This is a genomic window from Oceanibaculum pacificum, assembly GCF_001618175.1.
GTDB lineage: Bacteria > Pseudomonadota > Alphaproteobacteria > Oceanibaculales > Oceanibaculaceae > Oceanibaculum > Oceanibaculum pacificum.
Genome location: NZ_LPXN01000151.1, coordinates 1 through 17,464, shown reverse-complemented (window position 1 = coordinate 17,464; position 17,464 = coordinate 1). Strand labels below are relative to the sequence as shown.

The following is a 17,464-nucleotide window of genomic DNA, read 5'->3' as shown; positions in this document are numbered from 1 at the left end:
CGCAAGCCGGCGTCTCGAAGGACATGGGCGTAGGGTTCTGCCCCCCTAACCCATCACCCGCCTCAGCCGGAATTCCGCGTCCAGCCGCCAGCGGCCGTCGGGTTGCTGGATTTCGCCGCGCCAGGTGAAGCTGTCGGGGCGGATGTCGTTGAAGCTCCAGCGCGCCGGGCGGCCATATTCCTCGCCCTCCAGCAGGATGCGGTCGCCCTGGCGGGTGCCGGCGAGGCGGTTCACCGCGCCATTTACCGGGTTGATCCAGATGATCCGCCACAGCCCGGCCTCGGCATCATAGAAGCGCAGGGTGGTGCTGTAGCGGTCGGCGATGCGGATATCCCGCCGGCGGCCGCGCGCCGGGGCGATCCAGACATCCTGGATGGCGCGGCCGTCCAGCGCCCAGCTGAACCACCATTCGCCGATATCGCTGGCGACCGCCCGGCCCTCGGCGAAATCGGTCACCTCGGCCCGCCAGCCGCCGATCACCCAGTCGAAGGCGTGGGCGGCCTCGCCCAGAACCGGCGAGGCGGCGCTGGACAGCAGCGCCTCGGCCGTCGCCTGCTGCACCCGGGTCGCCGGACCGGTGGCGATGCGCCGCCAGATCGTCCCATAATCGGTGGGAAAGCCGGCCGCATCGACTGTCACTTCGGCCTGGAAATCGCTGTCCAACCCGCGATAGCTATAGCACTTGTCGTCCAGCCGTTCGTATGATTGCCCCGCGGCTTTCACCTGGAGTTCCGGGAACAGCACCCAGGCGGCGCGGATTTTCTGGGTCTCGCCGACCGCCAGCCGCAGGCGGTTGATCGGCAGCGCGTTGGTCGCCGGGCTGATGCCGAGATCGACATCCAGGCAACCCTCCAGTTCCGGCGCGGGCGTGCCGCCGCGCCGCCACTGCCCCTGCCCGTCATGATCCAGCGCGAGCGTGCGCGCGCGGCCCTGAAAGCTCTGCGTCGCCTCGACCCGGCGGGTGATCCAAGCGGCATCGCAGGTCAGGCGATAATCGATGCGCAGCGGCGCGCCGGCCTCCGCCAGCAAGGCTGTGCCGGCGATCTCGGTGCCATCCGCGTCTTGCCGCACCGTTGCCTGCTCGAAGCTGGCCTCGTCGAGAATACGCCGCCACATGAGGGTCTGGTTCATCGCGTTCCTCCGAAAGATGATGCGGTGACGCTAGCGATGACGTCGGTCGGTTTCTTGGGGAAAATTGCTATAATCGCGCCATGAGCCTGATGCCGAGGATACAGCAGGAAACCACGCGCCAGACGCTGCTCGCCCAGGGCGATGGGTGGAGCGTCAGCGATGTCGTCTGCCGTTCCGGCCCGGAGGATGCACCCTATGAGGAGCAGCATGGCCCGACCGTTGTGGCGGCGGTGCTGAGCGGCAATTTCCTCTATCGTTCGACCCATGGCACGGCGCTGATGGCGGCCGGCTCGCTGATGCTGGGCAATGCCGGGGCGTGCTATCGCTGCAGCCATGAGCATGGCGTCGGCGACCGCTGCATCGCCTTTCATTTCGCGCCGGATTTCATGGAGGAGATGGCGCGCGACCTGCCCGGCCTGCGCCGACGGGATTTTCCGCTGCACCGGCTGCCGCCCGTGCCGGCGCTGGCGCCGCTGGTCGCATCCGCCGGGCGGGCGCTGGAGCGGCCGGGGGATATGGAGGGGCTGGCGCTGCGCATGGCGGGTGCGGCCCTGCGGTTGAGCCGGACGGATGCGCCTATACCATTGGAATCGCGGGGATTGGCGCGGATTGCCGATGCTGTGGCGCTGATCGAGGCGCGCTATGCCGAGCCGCTGAGCGTGGCGGAGATCGCCCGGGAAGTCGGGCTGAGCCGCTATCATTTCCTGCGGCTGTTCGCGGCGACGATGAATGTGACGCCGTATCAATACCTTATCGGCCGCCGGCTACGGGCGGCCGCGGCCCTGTTACCGGACCGCAGCCGCACCGTGCTGGACATCGCCCTCTCGGTCGGGTTCGGCGACCTCTCCGAATTCACCCGTCGGTTTCGTCGAGTTTTCGGAAAAACGCCTTCCGATTTTCGAAATCGCTAACTCTTCTTTTCGATATTCCAGAAGAACGGCGCGGGTCCTTCCAGCACGCCGAGCACGTTTTTCCGGTACGCGCTGACGGCGAAATACTGGCCGAGCGGAATGTTCGCCACATCCTTCCAGGCCAGCTTGGAAATCTGCTCCGCCAGCGCCTTCTGCTTCGCCGGGTCGGTCTCGCGGGCGAAGCTGTCGCGCAGGCTTTCCATCTCGGCGCTCTCGTACCAGCCGAACCAGCCGCCCTTCTTGCCCCGGCCATTGATGCCCAGATTGGCGACCGGATTGATCAGATCGGCCCCGACCCAGGTGGTGGCGAACATGTTCCAGCCGCCCTGATCGACCGGATCCTGCTTGGCGCGGCGGCTGACCACGGATTGCCAGTCCATCGCCAGCAATTCGACGTTGAAGCCGGCCTGGCGCATCGCCTGGGCGATGATCGGCGGGTGCGAGGACAAGGTGGCCACGTCGGTCGGATGCATGATCACGACCTTGGTGCCGTCATAGCCGGATTCCTTCAGCACCGCCCGCGCCTTGGCGATGTCGCCCTTCATCATGCCTTCCGACCCGGCGGTGGTGCCGAAAGTGGTGTCGCAGATGAACATCGAGGTGCAGAGCTTGTAGTAGCGCGGGTCGCCCATCATGCCGACCATCAAATCTTCCTGGTTCAGCGCATAGGCCACCGCCTGGCGCACCTTCGGATTGTCGAAGGGCGGGTGCAGATGGTTCGGCCGCAGCATGACCTGGCTACCCAGCTTGTTGATGATCTTCATCTCGATGTTGGAATCGGCCTCCAGCAGCGGGATCAGATCGGTCGGCGGGTTCTCCATATAGTCGATTTCGTCGTTCAGCAGCGCGTTCACCGTGGTCATGTGGTCCGGCATGGCGATCTGCTCGACGCGGTCGACCTTCACCACCTTGCCGCCCGCCGCCCAACTCGCCGGCTCGCTGCGCGGCACGTAATCGGCGTTCTTCGCATAGACCACCTTCAGGCCGGGCTGAAATTCCGCCGCCACCCATTTGAACGGGCCGGAGCCGATCTGCTCGGGCATCGGCTCGGAGGCCGGGGTCTCGGCCAGCTTCTTCGGCACCATGAAAGGCACGTTGGAGCTGGGCTTGCCCAGCGATTCCAGCACCAGGCCATAGGGCTCCTTCAGCGCCAGGGTGAAGCTCTTGGCGTCGGTGGCCTTCATCTCCTTGGTGAAGTCCATCAACTTCTGGCCCATGCCGTCGCGCTGGCCCCAGCGCTTGATGGAGGCGATGCAATCCTCCGCCGTCACCGGCGTGCCGTCATGCCATTTCAGCCCGTCACGCAGGGTGAAGCTGTAGGTCAGCCCGTCATCGCTGACCGTCCAGCCTTCCAGCATCTGCGGCTTGATCTGCTGGTTCGCATCCATCGCCAGCAGCGTGTCATAGATCATGTAGCCATGGTCGCGCGCCGTATAGGCGGTGGTCATGATCGGGTCGAGCAGCCGCACCGGCGAATGCTTCACCACGCGCAGCACGGTTTCCGCCTCGGCCGATACCGGCAGCAGGGCCGACAGCGCCGCCACGGCGCAGGCGGCGAGGCTCAATTGTTGCAGTCGCATATTCTGGTCCTTCCGGGGTTCGCGCGCCCTTTCCCCTCGAAGCAGGCGCGTTCTGGTACACCGGCTAATCCAGCGCGAAATTCATGCCAGAAGCGAAAGCGGCGGAAAGACAGGAGATTCCAGATAATCCAGGCAACCGATTGCCTGCCCTTTGCGCAGCACTGACTAGATCGGCGGCATTTTGCCGTCGCTACACCACCTGGAAGCCGTGGGCGTAGGGATCGCGGTCATCGACGAAGATGGTGTTCAGCCCGGTCACCCGCGCCCAGCCGGCGACCGAGGGCAGGATGGCGTCGCGCCCGGCCAGGCTGGTCGCGGATTCGACGCGGCCCTCGAACATGCTGCCGATGATGCTTTCATGCACGAAATCGTCGCCCGGCTTTAGTTTGCCCTTGGCGGCCAGATGCGCCATGCGGGCCGAGGTGCCGGTGCCGCAGGGCGAGCGGTCGATGGCGCGGTCGCCATAGAACACGGCGTTGCGGCCATGCGCTTTCGCATTCTGCGGCTTGCCGGTCCACATGACATGGGAGACGCCGCCGATCGTCGGGTCCTCGGGGTGGACGGGTTGCAGCTTCTCCTGCATCAACCGGCGCACGATGGGGGAATAATGCAGCACCTCCGCCGCCGACAGGCTTTCCAGCCCGCCGTAATTCTTCTGCGCCTCGATGATGGCGTAGTAATTGCCGCCATAGGACACGTCGACCGCCAGTTCGCCCAGCCCCGGCACGTCGATCACGATGTCGGTGGCCTCCAGGAAGGAGGCGATGTTGAACAGCCGCACCTTCTCCACGAAGCGGCCGTTCATCTCATATTCCACATCGACCTTGCCGGCCGGCACGTCGAGCGACAGCCTGCCCTCGATTCTCGGCGTCACCAGCCCCTGCTCCAGCGCCACGGTCACCGTGCCGATGGTGCCGTGGCCGCACATCGGCAGGCAGCCGGAGGTTTCGATGAACACCCAGCCGATGTCGCAATCCTCGCGCAGCGGCTTGTAGAGGATCGAGCCGCTCATCATGTCGTGGCCGCGCGGCTCGAACATCAGCGCGTGGCGCACCCAGTCGAAGCGCTGTAGGAAATCCTGCCGGTACTCGCTCATCGTCCGGCCCTCCAGGCGCGGGCCGCCGCCGGCGACGACGCGGACCGGGTTGCCGCAGGTATGGGCGTCGACGCAGAAGAACGTGTTCAAGGCCATGATGGGACCGCTGACTTAAGGATAAGGCGACAGACGCTAGCGCAGCAGGAAACCGCCGCGCAAGGGATCGTCCGGCTCCGCCGTGAAACGCGCCGTGCCGCTGTAATAGGCATGGCCGCCGATTCGCGCGACGACCGCCCGGTGCCGGCCGATGCGGGTTGTCTCCACCACCTCGCCGGTGAAATCCTGGCCGGTGACGCTGCGGAACAGCCGGCACTGGCCCGGCGCGATCAGCCCCCGCGCATGCTGGAGGGCAATGCGGGCGGTGACGCCGGAGCCGGTGGGGCTGCGGTCCACCTGCCGGCCGGCGAAGATGCAGACATTGCGGGTCGCGCCCGCCTCCCCCGCCTGCCAGTCATCCCTGCCGTCGGTCAGGATCGCGCCATAGAGGAAGGCGAGGTCCGGCTCCTCCGGATGCTCCAGTTTGATCTGCTCGGCCGCCGCCAGGGCGATCTTCTCGCCCGCGTCGGTCAGGTCGCGGATCGGGGAGGTTTCCACATCCAGGCCGATACTGTCCGCCGGCAGGAAGGCGTAGAACGCCCCGCCATAGCCGATATCGACCGTCACCGGCCCCCAATCGCGGGTTTCCACCATCTTGTCCAGCGCGAAGGCGAAGGCCGGCACGCTGTCGAAGCGCACCGCGCCCGCCTTGCCGCCCGTCACCTCGACAATGGCCCGCACCAACCCGCAGGGGCACTGGATGTTCACGACCGTCTCCGGCTCCACCGCCGGCACCAGCCCCTGGTCGACGGCGTAGCGGCCGAGGGCGATGACGGCATGGCCGCACATCGTGCTGTAGCCCTCATTATGCAGGAACAGTACCGCCAGATGCGCCTCCGGGTGGTCCGGCTCCACCAGCAGCGCGCCATACATGTCGGCATGGCCGCGCGGCTCCGCCATCAGCAGGCGGCGCAAATGGTCATGATTCGCCTTCGCCTCGCGGCGCTTTTCCAGCAGCGTGGTGCCGTGCAGGCGTGGCCAACCATCGGCGATTATGCGCACCGGCTCGCCGGCCGTATGCATTTCGACGGTTTGCAAAATTAACGACATTTCAGTAGCTGCCGCTCTATATCGTTGCGAAGGATGGTACAGTGGATGCGGGAACTGAGACTGTCCACGACGCCATGGACGTATCTTACACGAGGCGCTGAATGAATTTGTCGCTCAAGGCGTGGATGCTGATCGGTCTCGTTTCCCTCGCCGCCCTGATCATCGGAATCGTCGCCCTGGCAGCGCTGTCCTTCCGGACCATGGAGAATAACCGGCAGTCGGTCTTTCACACCTACGAAGTGCTGGACACGAATCAATCCCTGCTGACCGAGTTGCAGGAGCTGGAGACCGGCCAGCGCGGCTATCTGCTGACCGGCAATGCGGAGTTCCTGCAGCCCTACGAAAACGCCAGGCCGCTGATCGTGAACCAGATGGAGAAGCTGGCCGGGCTGGTCGAGGACAATCCGTCCCAGGGCCAGCGGATCGCCAGACTGCGCCCCCTGGTCGATCAGAAAATGGCGGTGACGGAACACAGCATCGAGCTGGCCCTCGGCGGCAACGTCGATGCGGCGCGCAATATGGTGGCGCTGGGCCTCGGCCGCAGGAGCATGGATGAGATACGCATCCTGCACCAGGAGATAGCGCTGGAAGAGCGCCGGCTGCTGGCGGAACGGACCGAGCAATATGTCCATTACAGCCGCCGCACGATGGGCATTCAGATCGCCGCCGTCGCCCTGTTCGGCGCGATGATCGCCTTCGCCGCCCTGATGGCCTGGCGCGATTATCGCCGCCGCGTCGAGGTGGAAGCCGAGCTGGAGACCGAAAGCGCCCTGCTGAAGGCCACGATGGAGAATATGGGCCAGGGCATCAGCGTGTTCGATTCCGAGCTGCGGCTGGCGGCCTGGAACGATAATTACAGCCAGTTGCTGGAGTTTCCAGAACCGCTGATGCAAGTCGGCACGCCCTTGGCGGAGATGATCCGCTTCAATGCGTTGCGCGGCGAGTACGGCCCCGGCGATATTGACGCCCAGGTGGCCGAGCGCATGGCCATCGTGCGCAAGATGGGCGTCTATACCGACGAGCGCACGCGCCCGAACGGCCGGGTGCTGGAAATTACCGGCAACCCCATGCCGGACGGCGGCTTCGTGACCACATACACCGACGTTACCGTGCGCCGGGCCGCCGAACGGCAGATCGAGGAACAAGGCCAGGAATTGCTGGACCGCGAGACCCGGCTGCGCGCCGTGTTCGACAATGTGCCGGTCGGCATCATCACCATCAACGAAAGCGGCAGCATCGAATCCTTCAATGCGCATGCCGAGCGGATGTTCGGCGTGGCGGCCGAGGATGTGCTGCGCCGCAACGTCAACCTGCTGATGCCCGAGCCGGACCATGGCCGGCATGACGGCTATCTCGCCAATTACCGCAAGACCGGCGTCGCCAAGATCATCGGCGCCAATCGCGAGGTGACGGCGCAGCGCTTCGACGGCACGCAGTTTCCCATGGATCTGGCGATCAGCGAGATGTGGCTGGGCGAGCGCCGGGTGTTCGTCGGCATCGTGCACGACATTACCGAGCGCAAGCAGGTCGACCGGCTGAAGAACGAGTTCGTCTCCACCGTCAGCCACGAGCTGCGCACGCCGCTGACCTCGATCTCCGGCTCGCTGGGGCTGGTGTCGGGCGGCATCGCCGGCGAGCTGCCGGCCAAGGCGAAGCATCTGATCGGCATCGCCCACAGCAATTGCGAAAGGCTGGTGCGGCTGATCAACGATATTCTCGATATCGAGAAGATCGAATCCGGCAAGATGGTGTTCGTGATGTCGCCGCAGCCGGTGGTGGCGCTGGTCGAGCATGCCATCGAGGCCAATCGCGCCTATGCCGAGCGCTACGGCACCAGCTTCGTCCTGCAGGAGGATGTCGGCGATGCCCAGGTGATGGTCGATCCCGACCGGCTGATCCAGGTGATCACCAACCTGCTGTCCAACGCCGCCAAATACTCGCCGAAGGGCCAGCCGGTCGAAGTGACCGTGGCGCCCGGCCCGCTGGGCCTGCGCATCGCGGTGAAGGATCATGGCAGCGGCATACCGGACGAGTTCAAGAACCGCATCTTCCAGAAATTCGCCCAGGCCGACAGCTCCGACACCCGGCAGAAGGGCGGCACCGGCCTTGGCCTGTCCATCGTGAAGAACATCGTCGAGAAGCATGGCGGCCAGGTCGATTTCGAGAGCGAGCCCGGCACGGGCACGGTGTTCTTCGTCGATCTGCCGCCCTGGAGCGATCAGGACACCGCCGCCGTCCAGCATGGCGACCGCCCGGCGGTGCTGATCTGCGAGGACGATCCCGACATCGCCACCATCATCAGCGAAACGCTGATCCATGCCGGCTATGCGGTGGATGTGGCCTATTCCGCCTCGGCTGCGCGGCACATGCTGGAAACCCGCAGCTATGTGGCGCTGACGCTGGATCTGAAACTGCCGGACGCCGACGGGCTGAGCTTCCTGCGCACGATCCGCGAGCAGCCGGCGACGCGCGACCTGCCCATCGTCATCGTCTCGGCCGCCGATCTGCCGGCGGACGGCATGCTGAACGGCCAGGCGCTGAACGTGCTGGACTGGCTGTCCAAGCCGGTCGACTACCAGCGCCTGGTCGCCGCCGTGGAGCTGGCGACCGGCTCGGTGATGGCCGGCAGCCGCATCCTGCATGTCGAGGACGATCCCGACATCGTCGCCGTGGTGCGCGAGGCGATGCGCGGCCAGGTGATCATCGACACCGCCCCAAGCCTGGCCGAGGCCCGCGCCAAGCTGGCCGCCAACCATTACGATCTGGCGATCATCGATGTCGAGCTGACCGACGGTTCCGGCCTCGATCTGCTGCCGCTGCTCGCCGCCGCCGGCCGGCCGCCGATGCCGACATTGATCTTCTCCGCCCACGATATCGGCGCCGAATTCGCGGATCAGGTGGAAGCCGTGCTAACCAAATCCAAGACCGCCATGAGCGAACTGGTCGCCACCATCCGCCAGGCCATCGCCAAATCCGAGCGCCCGGACTCGCAAGGCTAGAGCCCTGCCCCCGCCCCCTACTTGATCACGCCGCAGGCGATGCGGTCGCCGGCGCCGCCGATGGGCTGGGTCATATGGTCGTCGGGGCCGGCATGGATGACCAGGGCGGAGCCGTCGGCGTCCAGCAGATCCTTCTCCAGCATCGCCAGATGGGTGAACATCTCCGCCTCGCCCTTGCCGTCGGCATGGACATAGAGGTTCGGCAGATCGCCGGCATGGGTGCCCTTGGCGTTCAGCAGCCCATGCGGCTTGTCGTCATGGGTGACATGGCCCTTGGACGCCATGAATTTCTCATGGTCGGAGCAATCGCCCATGGCGTGGAAATGCGCGCCGTGCCAGCCCGGCGGCAGGCCCTGCACGCTGAGTCGCAGCAGCACGCCCTCCGGGGCCGCGGTAAAGGTCGCCTGGCCGATCTTCTGGCCCTTATTGTCGAGAATGTCGGCGCTGGCCGTCTCGGCGGCCCAGGCGGCGGACATGGAAAAGGCGGCCAGCATGCCGGCCGCCGCCAGGGTCGAAGCGAGTATCTTCATGATCTTCCTCCCAGGATTTTAGCCATCCTGAGAGTAATATGGCGCGCGCCCCGATGTTCCGTCAGGGGGGCGCGAAATAATTAGACGTGGAAGCTCTCGCCGCAGCCGCAACGGCCCTTCTCGTTCGGATTGGTGAAGGTGAAACCGGAGGTGAACTTGTCCTCCTGATAATCCATCTCGCTGCCGATCAGGAACATCACGGCGGCCGGGTCGATGAAGATCTTCACCCCCTTATCCTCCACCACTTCCTCGAATTTCTTCTTCTCGTCGGCATATTCGACGACATAGGACATGCCGGAACAGCCGCGCGCCTTCACCCCGATGCGCAGCGCCGCGACGGGCTTCTCGCTGCGCGACATCAGCGCGCGGGCGCGCTCGGCGGCGGCATCGGTCAGGGTGATCATTTGCTGTGCCATGGGCTCCGCCCTCCGGACTCAACGATTGGGTAACAGTATAACGTCGAACACAAGATATGCACGAATCAGCCGATATCCAAGGCCATCCTTGCATCCTCGGACATGCGCTCGGTGGTCCAGGCCGGCTCCCAGGTCAGCTCGACCGCAACCTCGCCGACGCCCTCGACGGCGGCGACGGCATTGGCCACCTGCACCGGCATCTCGCCGGCGACCGGGCAGGCCGGCGCGGTCAGCGTCATCAGGATATGGACATTGCCGCCCGCCTCCCGGTCGATCGCGTAGATCAGGCCGAGATCGTAGATATTCACCGGGATTTCCGGGTCGTGCACGGTGCGCAGCGCCTCGATGATGGCGTCCTCCGAGGCGGCGGCCACGCCGGGCGGCAGGGCGGCACCAGCATAGGCGGTGGTGCCCTCCTCCACGCGCTTGCCGAAAAACGGCTCCAGATCGACGGCATAGGGATTCATCCTCAATCCTCCGTGGAAATCTGGTCTTTGCCGTCGATGGCGGCGGTCATGGTGTGCCAGGCCAGCGTCGCGCATTTCACCCGGCTGGGGAATTCGCGCACGCCGGACAGCACTTCAAGGCGCTCCATATCCTCTTCCAGCCCATCATCGGTCGGCCCATTGGTGGACTGGGCCTCGGCCCCGGTGCACATGGCGTGGAAGCGCTCGAAAAGCTGCTTCGCCTGGACCTCGGTCTTGCCCTTCAGGATTTCGGTCATCAGCGAGGCCGACGCGGTCGAGATCGCGCAGCCCTTGCCGATGAAGCTGACATCCTGCACCACCCCCGCCTCGTCCACCGCCAGATAGACGACGAGCTGGTCGCCGCAGAGCGGGTTGTGGCCATGCGCGTGATGGCTGGCATTGTCGATCTGCCGGAAGTTCCGGGGCCGCTTGCCGTGGTCCAGGATCACTTCCTGATAGAGGTCGCGTAAATCGTCGAGCATCAGCTGAACATCTCCACCACAACGTCGAGGGCGGCGGCGAGCTGGTCGATCTCCGCCTTGGTGCTGTACATCGCCAGCGAGGCGCGCGCCGTCGCCGGCACGCCGAGGCGCGCCATCAGCGGCTGCGCGCAATGGTGCCCGGCGCGGATCGCCACGCCGGCGCGGTCAACGATGGTGCTGATATCGTGCGGATGCGCCGAGTCGAGGGTGAAGGAGATCACCCCCGCCTTGCCGACGGCCGTGCCGTGGATATTCAGCCCCTTCACCGCCGACAGGCGCTGGGTGGCGTAATTCAGCAACTGGGTCTCGTGCTGGGCGATGCGCTCGATACCCACGCCCTCGACATAGCGGATCGCCGCGCCCAGCCCGACCGCCTCGGCGATGGCCGGGGTGCCGGCCTCGAATTTGTGCGGCAGGTCGGCCCAGGTGGATTTCTCGAAGGTGACGATGCGGATCATGTCGCCGCCGCCCTGGTAGGGCGGCATGGCATCCAGCAGCGCCTCCTTGCCGTACAGCACGCCGATACCGGTCGGCCCGTACAGCTTATGGCCGGTGAAGACATAGAAATCGCAATCGATGTCCTGCATGTCGACCGTGCGATGCACCACCGCCTGGCTGCCATCCAGCAGCACCTTGGCCCCGGCGGCATGCGCCAGCGCCGTGATCTCCTTGGCCGGCGTCACCGTGCCCAGCACGTTGGAGGTGTGGGTCAGCGCCACCAGCTTCACGCCGTCCAGCCGCTTCCTGTATTCCTCCATCAGCCAGGAGCCGTCATCGGCCACCGGCACGATGCGCAGCTCGATGCCGATCTGCTCGCGCAAGAGCTGCCAGGGCACGATGTTGGCGTGATGCTCCATCTCGGAGATCAGCACCGCATCGCCCGCCTTCAGGAATTTCCGGCCGTAGCTGGAGGCCACCAGATTGATGCCCTCGGTGGCGTTGCGGGTATAGACGATCTCCTTCACCGAGCGCGCGTTGATGAAGCCGCGCACGATCTCGCGCGAGCCTTCATAGGCCGCGGTCGCCTTCTCGCTGAGCATATAGGCGCCGCGATGCACATTGGCGTAGGCGCCGGTATAGAGCGCATCCATCGCGTCCAGCACCGCCTGCGGCTTCTGCGCCGAGGCGCCGCTATCCAGGAACGCCAGGGGCTTGCCGCGTATTTCGGTACGGAAGATCGGGAAATCGCTGCGCACCGCCTCGACATCGTAGGGTGCGGTCTGGCTCATCACGCTCATCGCCTCAATCCTTCCGGCTCTTCAACCAGCCGCCGACCAGCCGCTGGAACGGCAGCCGCGCCTCGGCATTGCCGATCTCGTCCAGCGCTTCCTGCACATAGGCCTCGATCAGCAGGGCGCGGGCGGAATCGCGGTCGATGCCGCGCGCCTGGAGGTAGAAAAGCTGGGTCTCGTCCAGCTCGCCCACCGTGGCGCCGTGGCTGCATTTCACGTCGTCGGCGTAGATTTCCAGCTCCGGCTTGGCGTTCACCTCGGCCCCGCGCGACAGCAGCAGGGCGCGGTTGAGCTGGTGTCCGTCGGTCTGCTGCGCATCGCGGCGCACCAGGATCTTGCCCTGGAACACGCCATGCGCCTGGCCGTCCAGCACGCCCTTATAGACCTCGCGCGAGGAACAGCCCGGCACCGCATGGTCGATGAAGGTGGTGCTGTCCAGATGTTGCTTGTCCAGCCCCAGATAGGCCCCGTTCATATGGCAGCGCGCGCCCTCGCCCAGCAAGGCGGCATGCACCTCGTTGCGGCTGAGGCGGCTGCCGATCTGCAGCGCGAAGTGATCGTAGACCGCCCCCGCCGCGAGCTGGGCGTAGGCGTTGGCGATGTGGAACGCCGCGCGGCCCTCGTTCTGGAGCTGGTAATGCTCCAGATGCGCGCCCTCCTCCAGCCGGATTTCCGACAGCATGGCGCTGAGATAGGCCCCGTCGCCGATGCCGGCATGGCTTTCGAAGATCGTCGCCCTGGCATTCTTGCCCAGCACCGCCAGCAGGCGGGGGAAGAAGGCCACCGGCTTGTCGCCGCCTTGCGTGGAGACGCCGATGGAGACGATATGCAATGGCTTGTCCAGCACCGCGCCCTCGGCCAGGGACAGCACGATTCCGTCTTCCATCAGCGCGGTGTTCAGATCGATGAAGGGATTCTCCACCGTCTCGACCACCCGGCCCAGATGGGCGGACAGGATGCCCTCCTCCCGCCGCAGCGCCTCGGACAGGGGCAGCAGCGTCACGCCCGCCGGCAGATCGTCCAGGGTCGAGAGATCGGCGCGCAGCTTGCCGTTCACGAAGGCCAGCACATGGCCGTTCACCGCCAGCAGGCTGGATCGCGGCAGGCTGTCCAGCGCCACCGGCGGCAGCGCCTGCGCCAGGGCGAAATCGGTCGCCACCAGATCCTTCAGATTGGTGAAGCGCCAGGCCTCCACGCGCGGCGTCGGCAGGCCAGCGGAGCGGTAGCGCGCGGCGCTTTCCTCGCGCAGCCGGTTCAGCCAGCCGACGCTGTGATGCGCCAGGGTCGGCGCCAGCTCGGCATAGCGGTCGGCCAGCACGGCCGGGTATGAGCGTTCCATCGCCATTGCCGCCTCAGGCCGCCTCGGTGTCGGCATAGCCGGCATAGCCGGTCGATTCCAGCTCCTGCGCCAGCTCCTTGCCGCCGGAAGCCACGATGCGGCCCTTGGCCAGCACATGCACCTTGTCGGGCACGATATAATCCAGCAGGCGCTGGTAATGGGTGATGACCAGCATCGACCGCTCCGGCCCGCGCAGCGCGTTCACGCCGTCGGCAACGATGCGCAGCGCATCGATGTCGAGGCCGGAATCGGTTTCGTCCAGCACCGCGAAGCGCGGCTCCAGCACCGCCATCTGCAAAATCTCGTTGCGCTTCTTCTCGCCCCCGGAGAAGCCGACATTGACCGCGCGCTTCAGCATCTCGTCGGTGACGCCCAGCAGCTTGGTCTTCTCGCGCAGCAGCTTCAGGAACTGCATGGCGTCCACCTCCGCCTCGCCGGCCGCCTTGCGGCGGGCGTTCACGGCGGCCTTCAGGAAGGTGGTGTTGGCGACGCCGGGAATTTCCACCGGATACTGGAACGCCAGGAAGATGCCGGCGATGGCGCGCTCGTCGGTCTCCATTTCCAGGATGCTCTTGCCGTCGAACAATATGTCGCCCTCGGTCACCTCATAGCCCTCGCGGCCGGCGATGACGTAGGACAGGGTCGACTTGCCGGAGCCGTTCGGCCCCATGATGGCGTGCACCTCGCCCGGCTCGATGGTTAAATCGATGCCCTTGAGGATCGCGTTACCGTCAACGGTGGCGTGAAGATTCTTGATTTCAATCAGTGACATATTTTTATCCGTTCATCCGCGGCGGCAATCAGCCGACGCTGCCTTCCAGGCTGATACCGATGAGCTTCTGCGCCTCGACGGCGAACTCCATCGGCAATTCCTTCATCACTTCCTTGCAGAAGCCGTTCACGATGACCGACACCGCATCCTCCTCCGACAGGCCGCGCTGCTGGCAGTAGAACAGCTGGTCCTCGCTGATCTTCGCGGTGGTCGCCTCATGCTCGACCTTGGCGGTCGGGTTGCGCTGCTCGATATAGGGCACGGTGTGCGCGCCGCATTTGCTGCCGATCAGCAGGCTGTCGCACTGGGTGTAGTTCCGCGCGTTCTCCGCCTTCGGCATGATCTTCACCAGGCCGCGATAGGTGTTGTTGGCGCGCCCGGCCGAGATGCCCTTGGAGATGATCGTGGAACGGGTGTTCTTGCCGATATGGATCATCTTGGTGCCGGTATCGGCCTGCTGCCTGTTGTTGGTGATGGCGACGGAATAGAATTCGCCCACCGAATTGTCGCCCTGCAGGATGCAGCTCGGGTATTTCCAGGTGATCGCCGAGCCGGTCTCGACCTGGGTCCAGGCGACCTTGGAATTGCGGCCCCGGCAGGCGGCCCGCTTGGTGACGAAATTATAGATGCCGCCGACGCCGTTCTCGTCGCCCGGATACCAGTTCTGCACGGTCGAATATTTGATCTCGGCATCGTCAAGCGCCACTAGCTCGACCACGGCGGCGTGCAGCTGGTTCTCGTCGCGCTGCGGGGCGGTGCAGCCTTCCAGGTAGGAGACGTAGGAGCCCTCGTCGGCGATGATCAGCGTGCGCTCGAACTGTCCGGTCTCCGAGGCGTTGATGCGGAAATAGGTCGACAGCTCCATCGGGCAGCGCACGCCCTTGGGGATGTAGACGAACGACCCGTCGGTGAAGACGGCGCAGTTCAGCGTGGCGAAGAAATTGTCGCTGTAGGGTACCACCGAGCCGATATACTGGCGCACCAGATCGCCATGGTCGCGCAGCGCCTCGGAGATTGAGCAGAAGATGATGCCCTTCTCCTCCAGCTTCTTCTTGTAGGTAGTGGCCACCGACACGCTGTCGAACACCGCGTCGACCGCCACGCCGGCCAGCCATTTCTGTTCCTGCAGCGGAATGCCCAGCTTCTCGTAGGTCGCCAGCAGCTCGGGATCGACCTCGTCCAGGCTCTTCGGCTTGTCGTCCTTCGACTTGGGCGCCGCGTAGTAATAGGCGTCCTGATAATCGATCGGCGGATAGCCCAGCTTCGCCCAGTCCGGCTCCTCCATGGTCAGCCAGTGGCGATAGGCCTTCAGCCGCCATTCCAGCATCCAGTCCGGCTCGCCCTTCTTGGCCGAGATGAAACGGATGGTCTCTTCGCTCAGCCCCTTGGGCGCGCGCTCCATCTCGATGTCGGTGACGAAGCCGTACTTGTACTTCCGGTCTTCGAGCGCCTGGACCTGTTCGAGGGTTTCTGCCGTACCAACCATGATGTCTTTGCCTGTTATCGTCTCTATTGCGCGGTAGCGACGGCGCGGCGGCCGGGCGTCAGCGGGAACGGATCGAAGCCGGCCGGCACGGTCAGCATTTCCTGCAGCGTCACCGCCGTCAGCGCGTCGCGAATCGCGCGGTTCACCTTGTCCCAATTGCCGCGCATCGGGCACAGCGTCTCGACCTCGCAGCCGCCGCTGGCGCCGTCGACGCAGGCGGTCAGCGCAATCGGCCCCTCCATCGCGGCGATGATCTCGGCGACCGTGATCTGGTCGGCGTCGCGGGTCAGCGCATAGCCGCCCAGCACGCCGCGCTGCGAGGTGATGACCTTGCCGTTCGCCAGCATCTTCAACACCTTGGAGACGGTGGGCAGCGGCACGCCGGTATCCTGCGCCAATTGCCCGGCGGTGCGCGATTCATCGCCCTGGGCCAGTTGTCCCAGCAGCACGATCGCGTAATCTGTCAGCCTGTTCAGCCGGATCATAACCCTGCCTTCCGTCGCCTATGAACATCGCCGGACCAAAGAGGACTGGATTAGTACGATATAATTTGCGGTGGTCAAGCAGGAATTCAAGCGCCACAAGCACTTGATAGCGATTCTCAACGGAAATCAGGCGCCGATCACCACCGGCGAGGCCATCTGGCGCAGCGTCTTCACCACGGCCTGGGCGACCAGGGTGCTGGTTTTCGGATTGCTTTCGCTGGGGACCAGATCCTCGACGAAGCGGAAGCTGCCGAACGAGCCGCTAGCCTCCAGCTCGGCCACATGGGTGGTGATTGTGGGGTCGGCGATGATGCGCAGCTCGGTCTTGTCCAGGCCGATTCCGGCCAGCGAGACCGAGGCGGAGATATTCACATTCTGCGGATAGAGCTTCGCGCCCTCGCGCGGCGAGCCTTCGAACAGCACGGTCGGCTCGACCATGGAAGCAAGGTCGTGCGTCTCCTCCGCCACGGTGCCCTTCCAGGCGTCGGGGTGCTTGCGCACGGTCATGCGCACCGCCTCCAGCCCGGTGACGGCGGCCGCGGTGAGGATATCCAGCGCGCCAATCCCCGCCGAAGCGATGATGAGCCGGCTGCCGGCCCGCTCCGCCGCCTCGACGCAGCGCTCATACAGCCCCTCGTCGGCGGCGAACACGCCGGTGGAGGTGACGATCAGGTCGGAGCCGCTGGCCAGCGCCTTCTCGCCATAGTCGCGGATCGCCTGATGGCCGGCCCCTTCCAGCACCACGTCGAAGGCCTGGCCGAAAAAGCGCTCCGGCTCGGTCATCATGAAGGGCTCGCCCTCCTTCGCCTCGCGCGACCGGCGCACCAGCACGGCCGGGATGCTGATATTCGGGTCGCCCGCCAAGGCCTCGCAGACCGCCTTGCCGATGGCGCCGTAGCCGATCATTCCCAGCCGCATGTCGTTCTCCTTTTAAATCCGGCTTTCCAGCGCGGCGATCTGCTCCGGCCCGAAGCCCACCAGCCGGCGGTCGCCCAGATCGATCACCGGGCGCTTGATGACCGACAGGTTTTCCAGCATCGCCGGCACCGGGGCGGCGCCTTGCAGCACCGACTGGGTGGAAGCGTCCAGCTTGCGCCAGGTGGTGCCCTTGCGGTTAACCAGCGTCTCGGTGCCCAGCTCCGTCACCCAGGACTGGGCGGTGGCGGCGTCCAGCCCCTGCTTCTTGAAGTCGTGGAAGCTGTATTCCACGCCCTTCTCCTCCAGCCAGCTCCGCGCCTTCTTCACCGTACCGCAATTCGGAATGCCATAGAGCGTGATCATTTAACGAGTCTCCAACGTTCGCGTTTCCTGCCATGTCCTTCGAGACGGGCTTCGCCCTCCTCAGGACGAGGGAGCCGGCGGCCCCACTGGGTGACCTCATGCTGAGGAGCC

General features: G+C 65.3%; 17 protein-coding genes. 2 read left to right on the top strand and 15 right to left on the bottom strand.

Features of this window, described 5'->3' with window-relative positions; all coding sequences use genetic code 11:
- Nucleotides 1–45 precede the first annotated feature (45 nt).
- Nucleotides 46–1,131, bottom strand: coding sequence for a putative glycolipid-binding domain-containing protein (locus AUP43_RS16160; protein WP_067559464.1), 1,086 nt, complete (start codon nt 1,129–1,131; stop codon nt 46–48).
- Nucleotides 1,132–1,220: 89 nt separating this feature from the next.
- Here AUP43_RS16160 and AUP43_RS16155 point away from each other — a divergent pair, with 89 nt between their 5' ends.
- On the top strand, nt 1,221–2,042 hold the full coding sequence (locus tag AUP43_RS16155; protein ID WP_157089394.1) for a helix-turn-helix domain-containing protein: 822 nt from the start codon (nt 1,221–1,223) through the stop codon (nt 2,040–2,042).
- On the opposite strand, the gene AUP43_RS16150 is transcribed toward AUP43_RS16155, so the two are convergent.
- The 3 genes from AUP43_RS16150 to AUP43_RS16140 form a co-directional block, all read right to left on the bottom strand.
- A complete protein-coding gene (locus AUP43_RS16150) occupies nt 2,039–3,622 on the bottom strand; it encodes an ABC transporter substrate-binding protein (RefSeq protein WP_067559458.1) in 1,584 nt (527 codons plus the stop codon). The two genes, AUP43_RS16155 and AUP43_RS16150, sit on opposite strands and share 4 nt — an antisense overlap.
- Before the next feature lie 190 nt (nt 3,623–3,812).
- Nucleotides 3,813–4,814, bottom strand: a complete 1,002-nt coding sequence (locus AUP43_RS16145) for a 4-hydroxyproline epimerase (RefSeq protein ID WP_067559455.1) — start codon at nt 4,812–4,814, stop codon at nt 3,813–3,815.
- 36 nt (nt 4,815–4,850) lie between these two features.
- On the bottom strand, nt 4,851–5,837 hold the full coding sequence (locus tag AUP43_RS16140) for a proline racemase family protein (protein WP_084462872.1): 987 nt from the start codon (nt 5,835–5,837) through the stop codon (nt 4,851–4,853).
- Between the two features lie 128 nt (nt 5,838–5,965).
- Here AUP43_RS16140 and AUP43_RS16135 point away from each other — a divergent pair, with 128 nt between their 5' ends.
- Nucleotides 5,966–8,863 (top strand): PAS-domain containing protein, encoded by a 2,898-nt coding sequence (locus AUP43_RS16135; RefSeq protein WP_067559448.1) that lies wholly within the window; start codon nt 5,966–5,968, stop codon nt 8,861–8,863.
- Nucleotides 8,864–8,880: 17 nt separating this feature from the next.
- Here the strand turns inward: AUP43_RS16135 and AUP43_RS16130 are convergent, their stop codons facing one another.
- The 11 genes from AUP43_RS16130 to AUP43_RS16080 all read right to left on the bottom strand — a co-directional run bounded on the left by AUP43_RS16130 (nt 8,881) and on the right by AUP43_RS16080 (nt 17,353).
- On the bottom strand, nt 8,881–9,393 hold the full coding sequence (locus AUP43_RS16130; protein ID WP_084462871.1) for a superoxide dismutase family protein: 513 nt from the start codon (nt 9,391–9,393) through the stop codon (nt 8,881–8,883).
- 80 nt (nt 9,394–9,473) lie between these two features.
- Nucleotides 9,474–9,809 carry a HesB/IscA family protein gene (locus AUP43_RS16125; protein WP_067559445.1) on the bottom strand — a complete coding sequence of 112 codons (336 nt, stop codon included), beginning with the start codon at nt 9,807–9,809 and terminating at the stop codon, nt 9,474–9,476.
- Between the two features lie 65 nt (nt 9,810–9,874).
- On the bottom strand, nt 9,875–10,276 hold the full coding sequence (locus AUP43_RS16120; protein WP_067559442.1) for an SUF system Fe-S cluster assembly protein: 402 nt from the start codon (nt 10,274–10,276) through the stop codon (nt 9,875–9,877).
- 2 nt (nt 10,277–10,278) lie between these two features.
- Nucleotides 10,279–10,758, bottom strand: coding sequence for a Fe-S cluster assembly sulfur transfer protein SufU (sufU, locus tag AUP43_RS16115; protein ID WP_067559438.1), 480 nt, complete (start codon nt 10,756–10,758; stop codon nt 10,279–10,281).
- On the bottom strand, nt 10,758–11,996 hold the full coding sequence (locus AUP43_RS16110; RefSeq protein ID WP_067559435.1) for an aminotransferase class V-fold PLP-dependent enzyme: 1,239 nt from the start codon (nt 11,994–11,996) through the stop codon (nt 10,758–10,760). Before AUP43_RS16110 ends, sufU begins: the two co-directional genes overlap by 1 nt.
- Nucleotides 11,997–12,000: 4 nt before the next feature.
- Nucleotides 12,001–13,329 (bottom strand): Fe-S cluster assembly protein SufD, encoded by a 1,329-nt coding sequence (sufD, locus tag AUP43_RS16105; RefSeq protein WP_067559431.1) that lies wholly within the window; start codon nt 13,327–13,329, stop codon nt 12,001–12,003.
- A gap of 13 nt (nt 13,330–13,342) precedes the next feature.
- Nucleotides 13,343–14,095 (bottom strand): Fe-S cluster assembly ATPase SufC, encoded by a 753-nt coding sequence (gene sufC / locus AUP43_RS16100; protein WP_067559469.1) that lies wholly within the window; start codon nt 14,093–14,095, stop codon nt 13,343–13,345.
- Between the two features lie 34 nt (nt 14,096–14,129).
- Complete coding sequence (gene sufB / locus AUP43_RS16095) at nt 14,130–15,587, bottom strand: Fe-S cluster assembly protein SufB (RefSeq protein WP_067559428.1); 1,458 nt, start codon at nt 15,585–15,587, stop codon at nt 14,130–14,132.
- 23 nt (nt 15,588–15,610) lie between these two features.
- Nucleotides 15,611–16,072, bottom strand: coding sequence for an SUF system Fe-S cluster assembly regulator (locus tag AUP43_RS16090; protein WP_067559425.1), 462 nt, complete (start codon nt 16,070–16,072; stop codon nt 15,611–15,613).
- Between the two features lie 126 nt (nt 16,073–16,198).
- Nucleotides 16,199–16,990: an aspartate dehydrogenase gene (locus tag AUP43_RS16085; RefSeq protein ID WP_067559422.1), complete on the bottom strand. Its 792-nt coding sequence runs from the start codon at nt 16,988–16,990 to the stop codon at nt 16,199–16,201.
- 12 nt (nt 16,991–17,002) lie between these two features.
- A complete protein-coding gene (locus AUP43_RS16080) occupies nt 17,003–17,353 on the bottom strand; it encodes an arsenate reductase (protein WP_067559420.1) in 351 nt (116 codons plus the stop codon).
- Nucleotides 17,354–17,464: the final 111 nt, after the last annotated feature.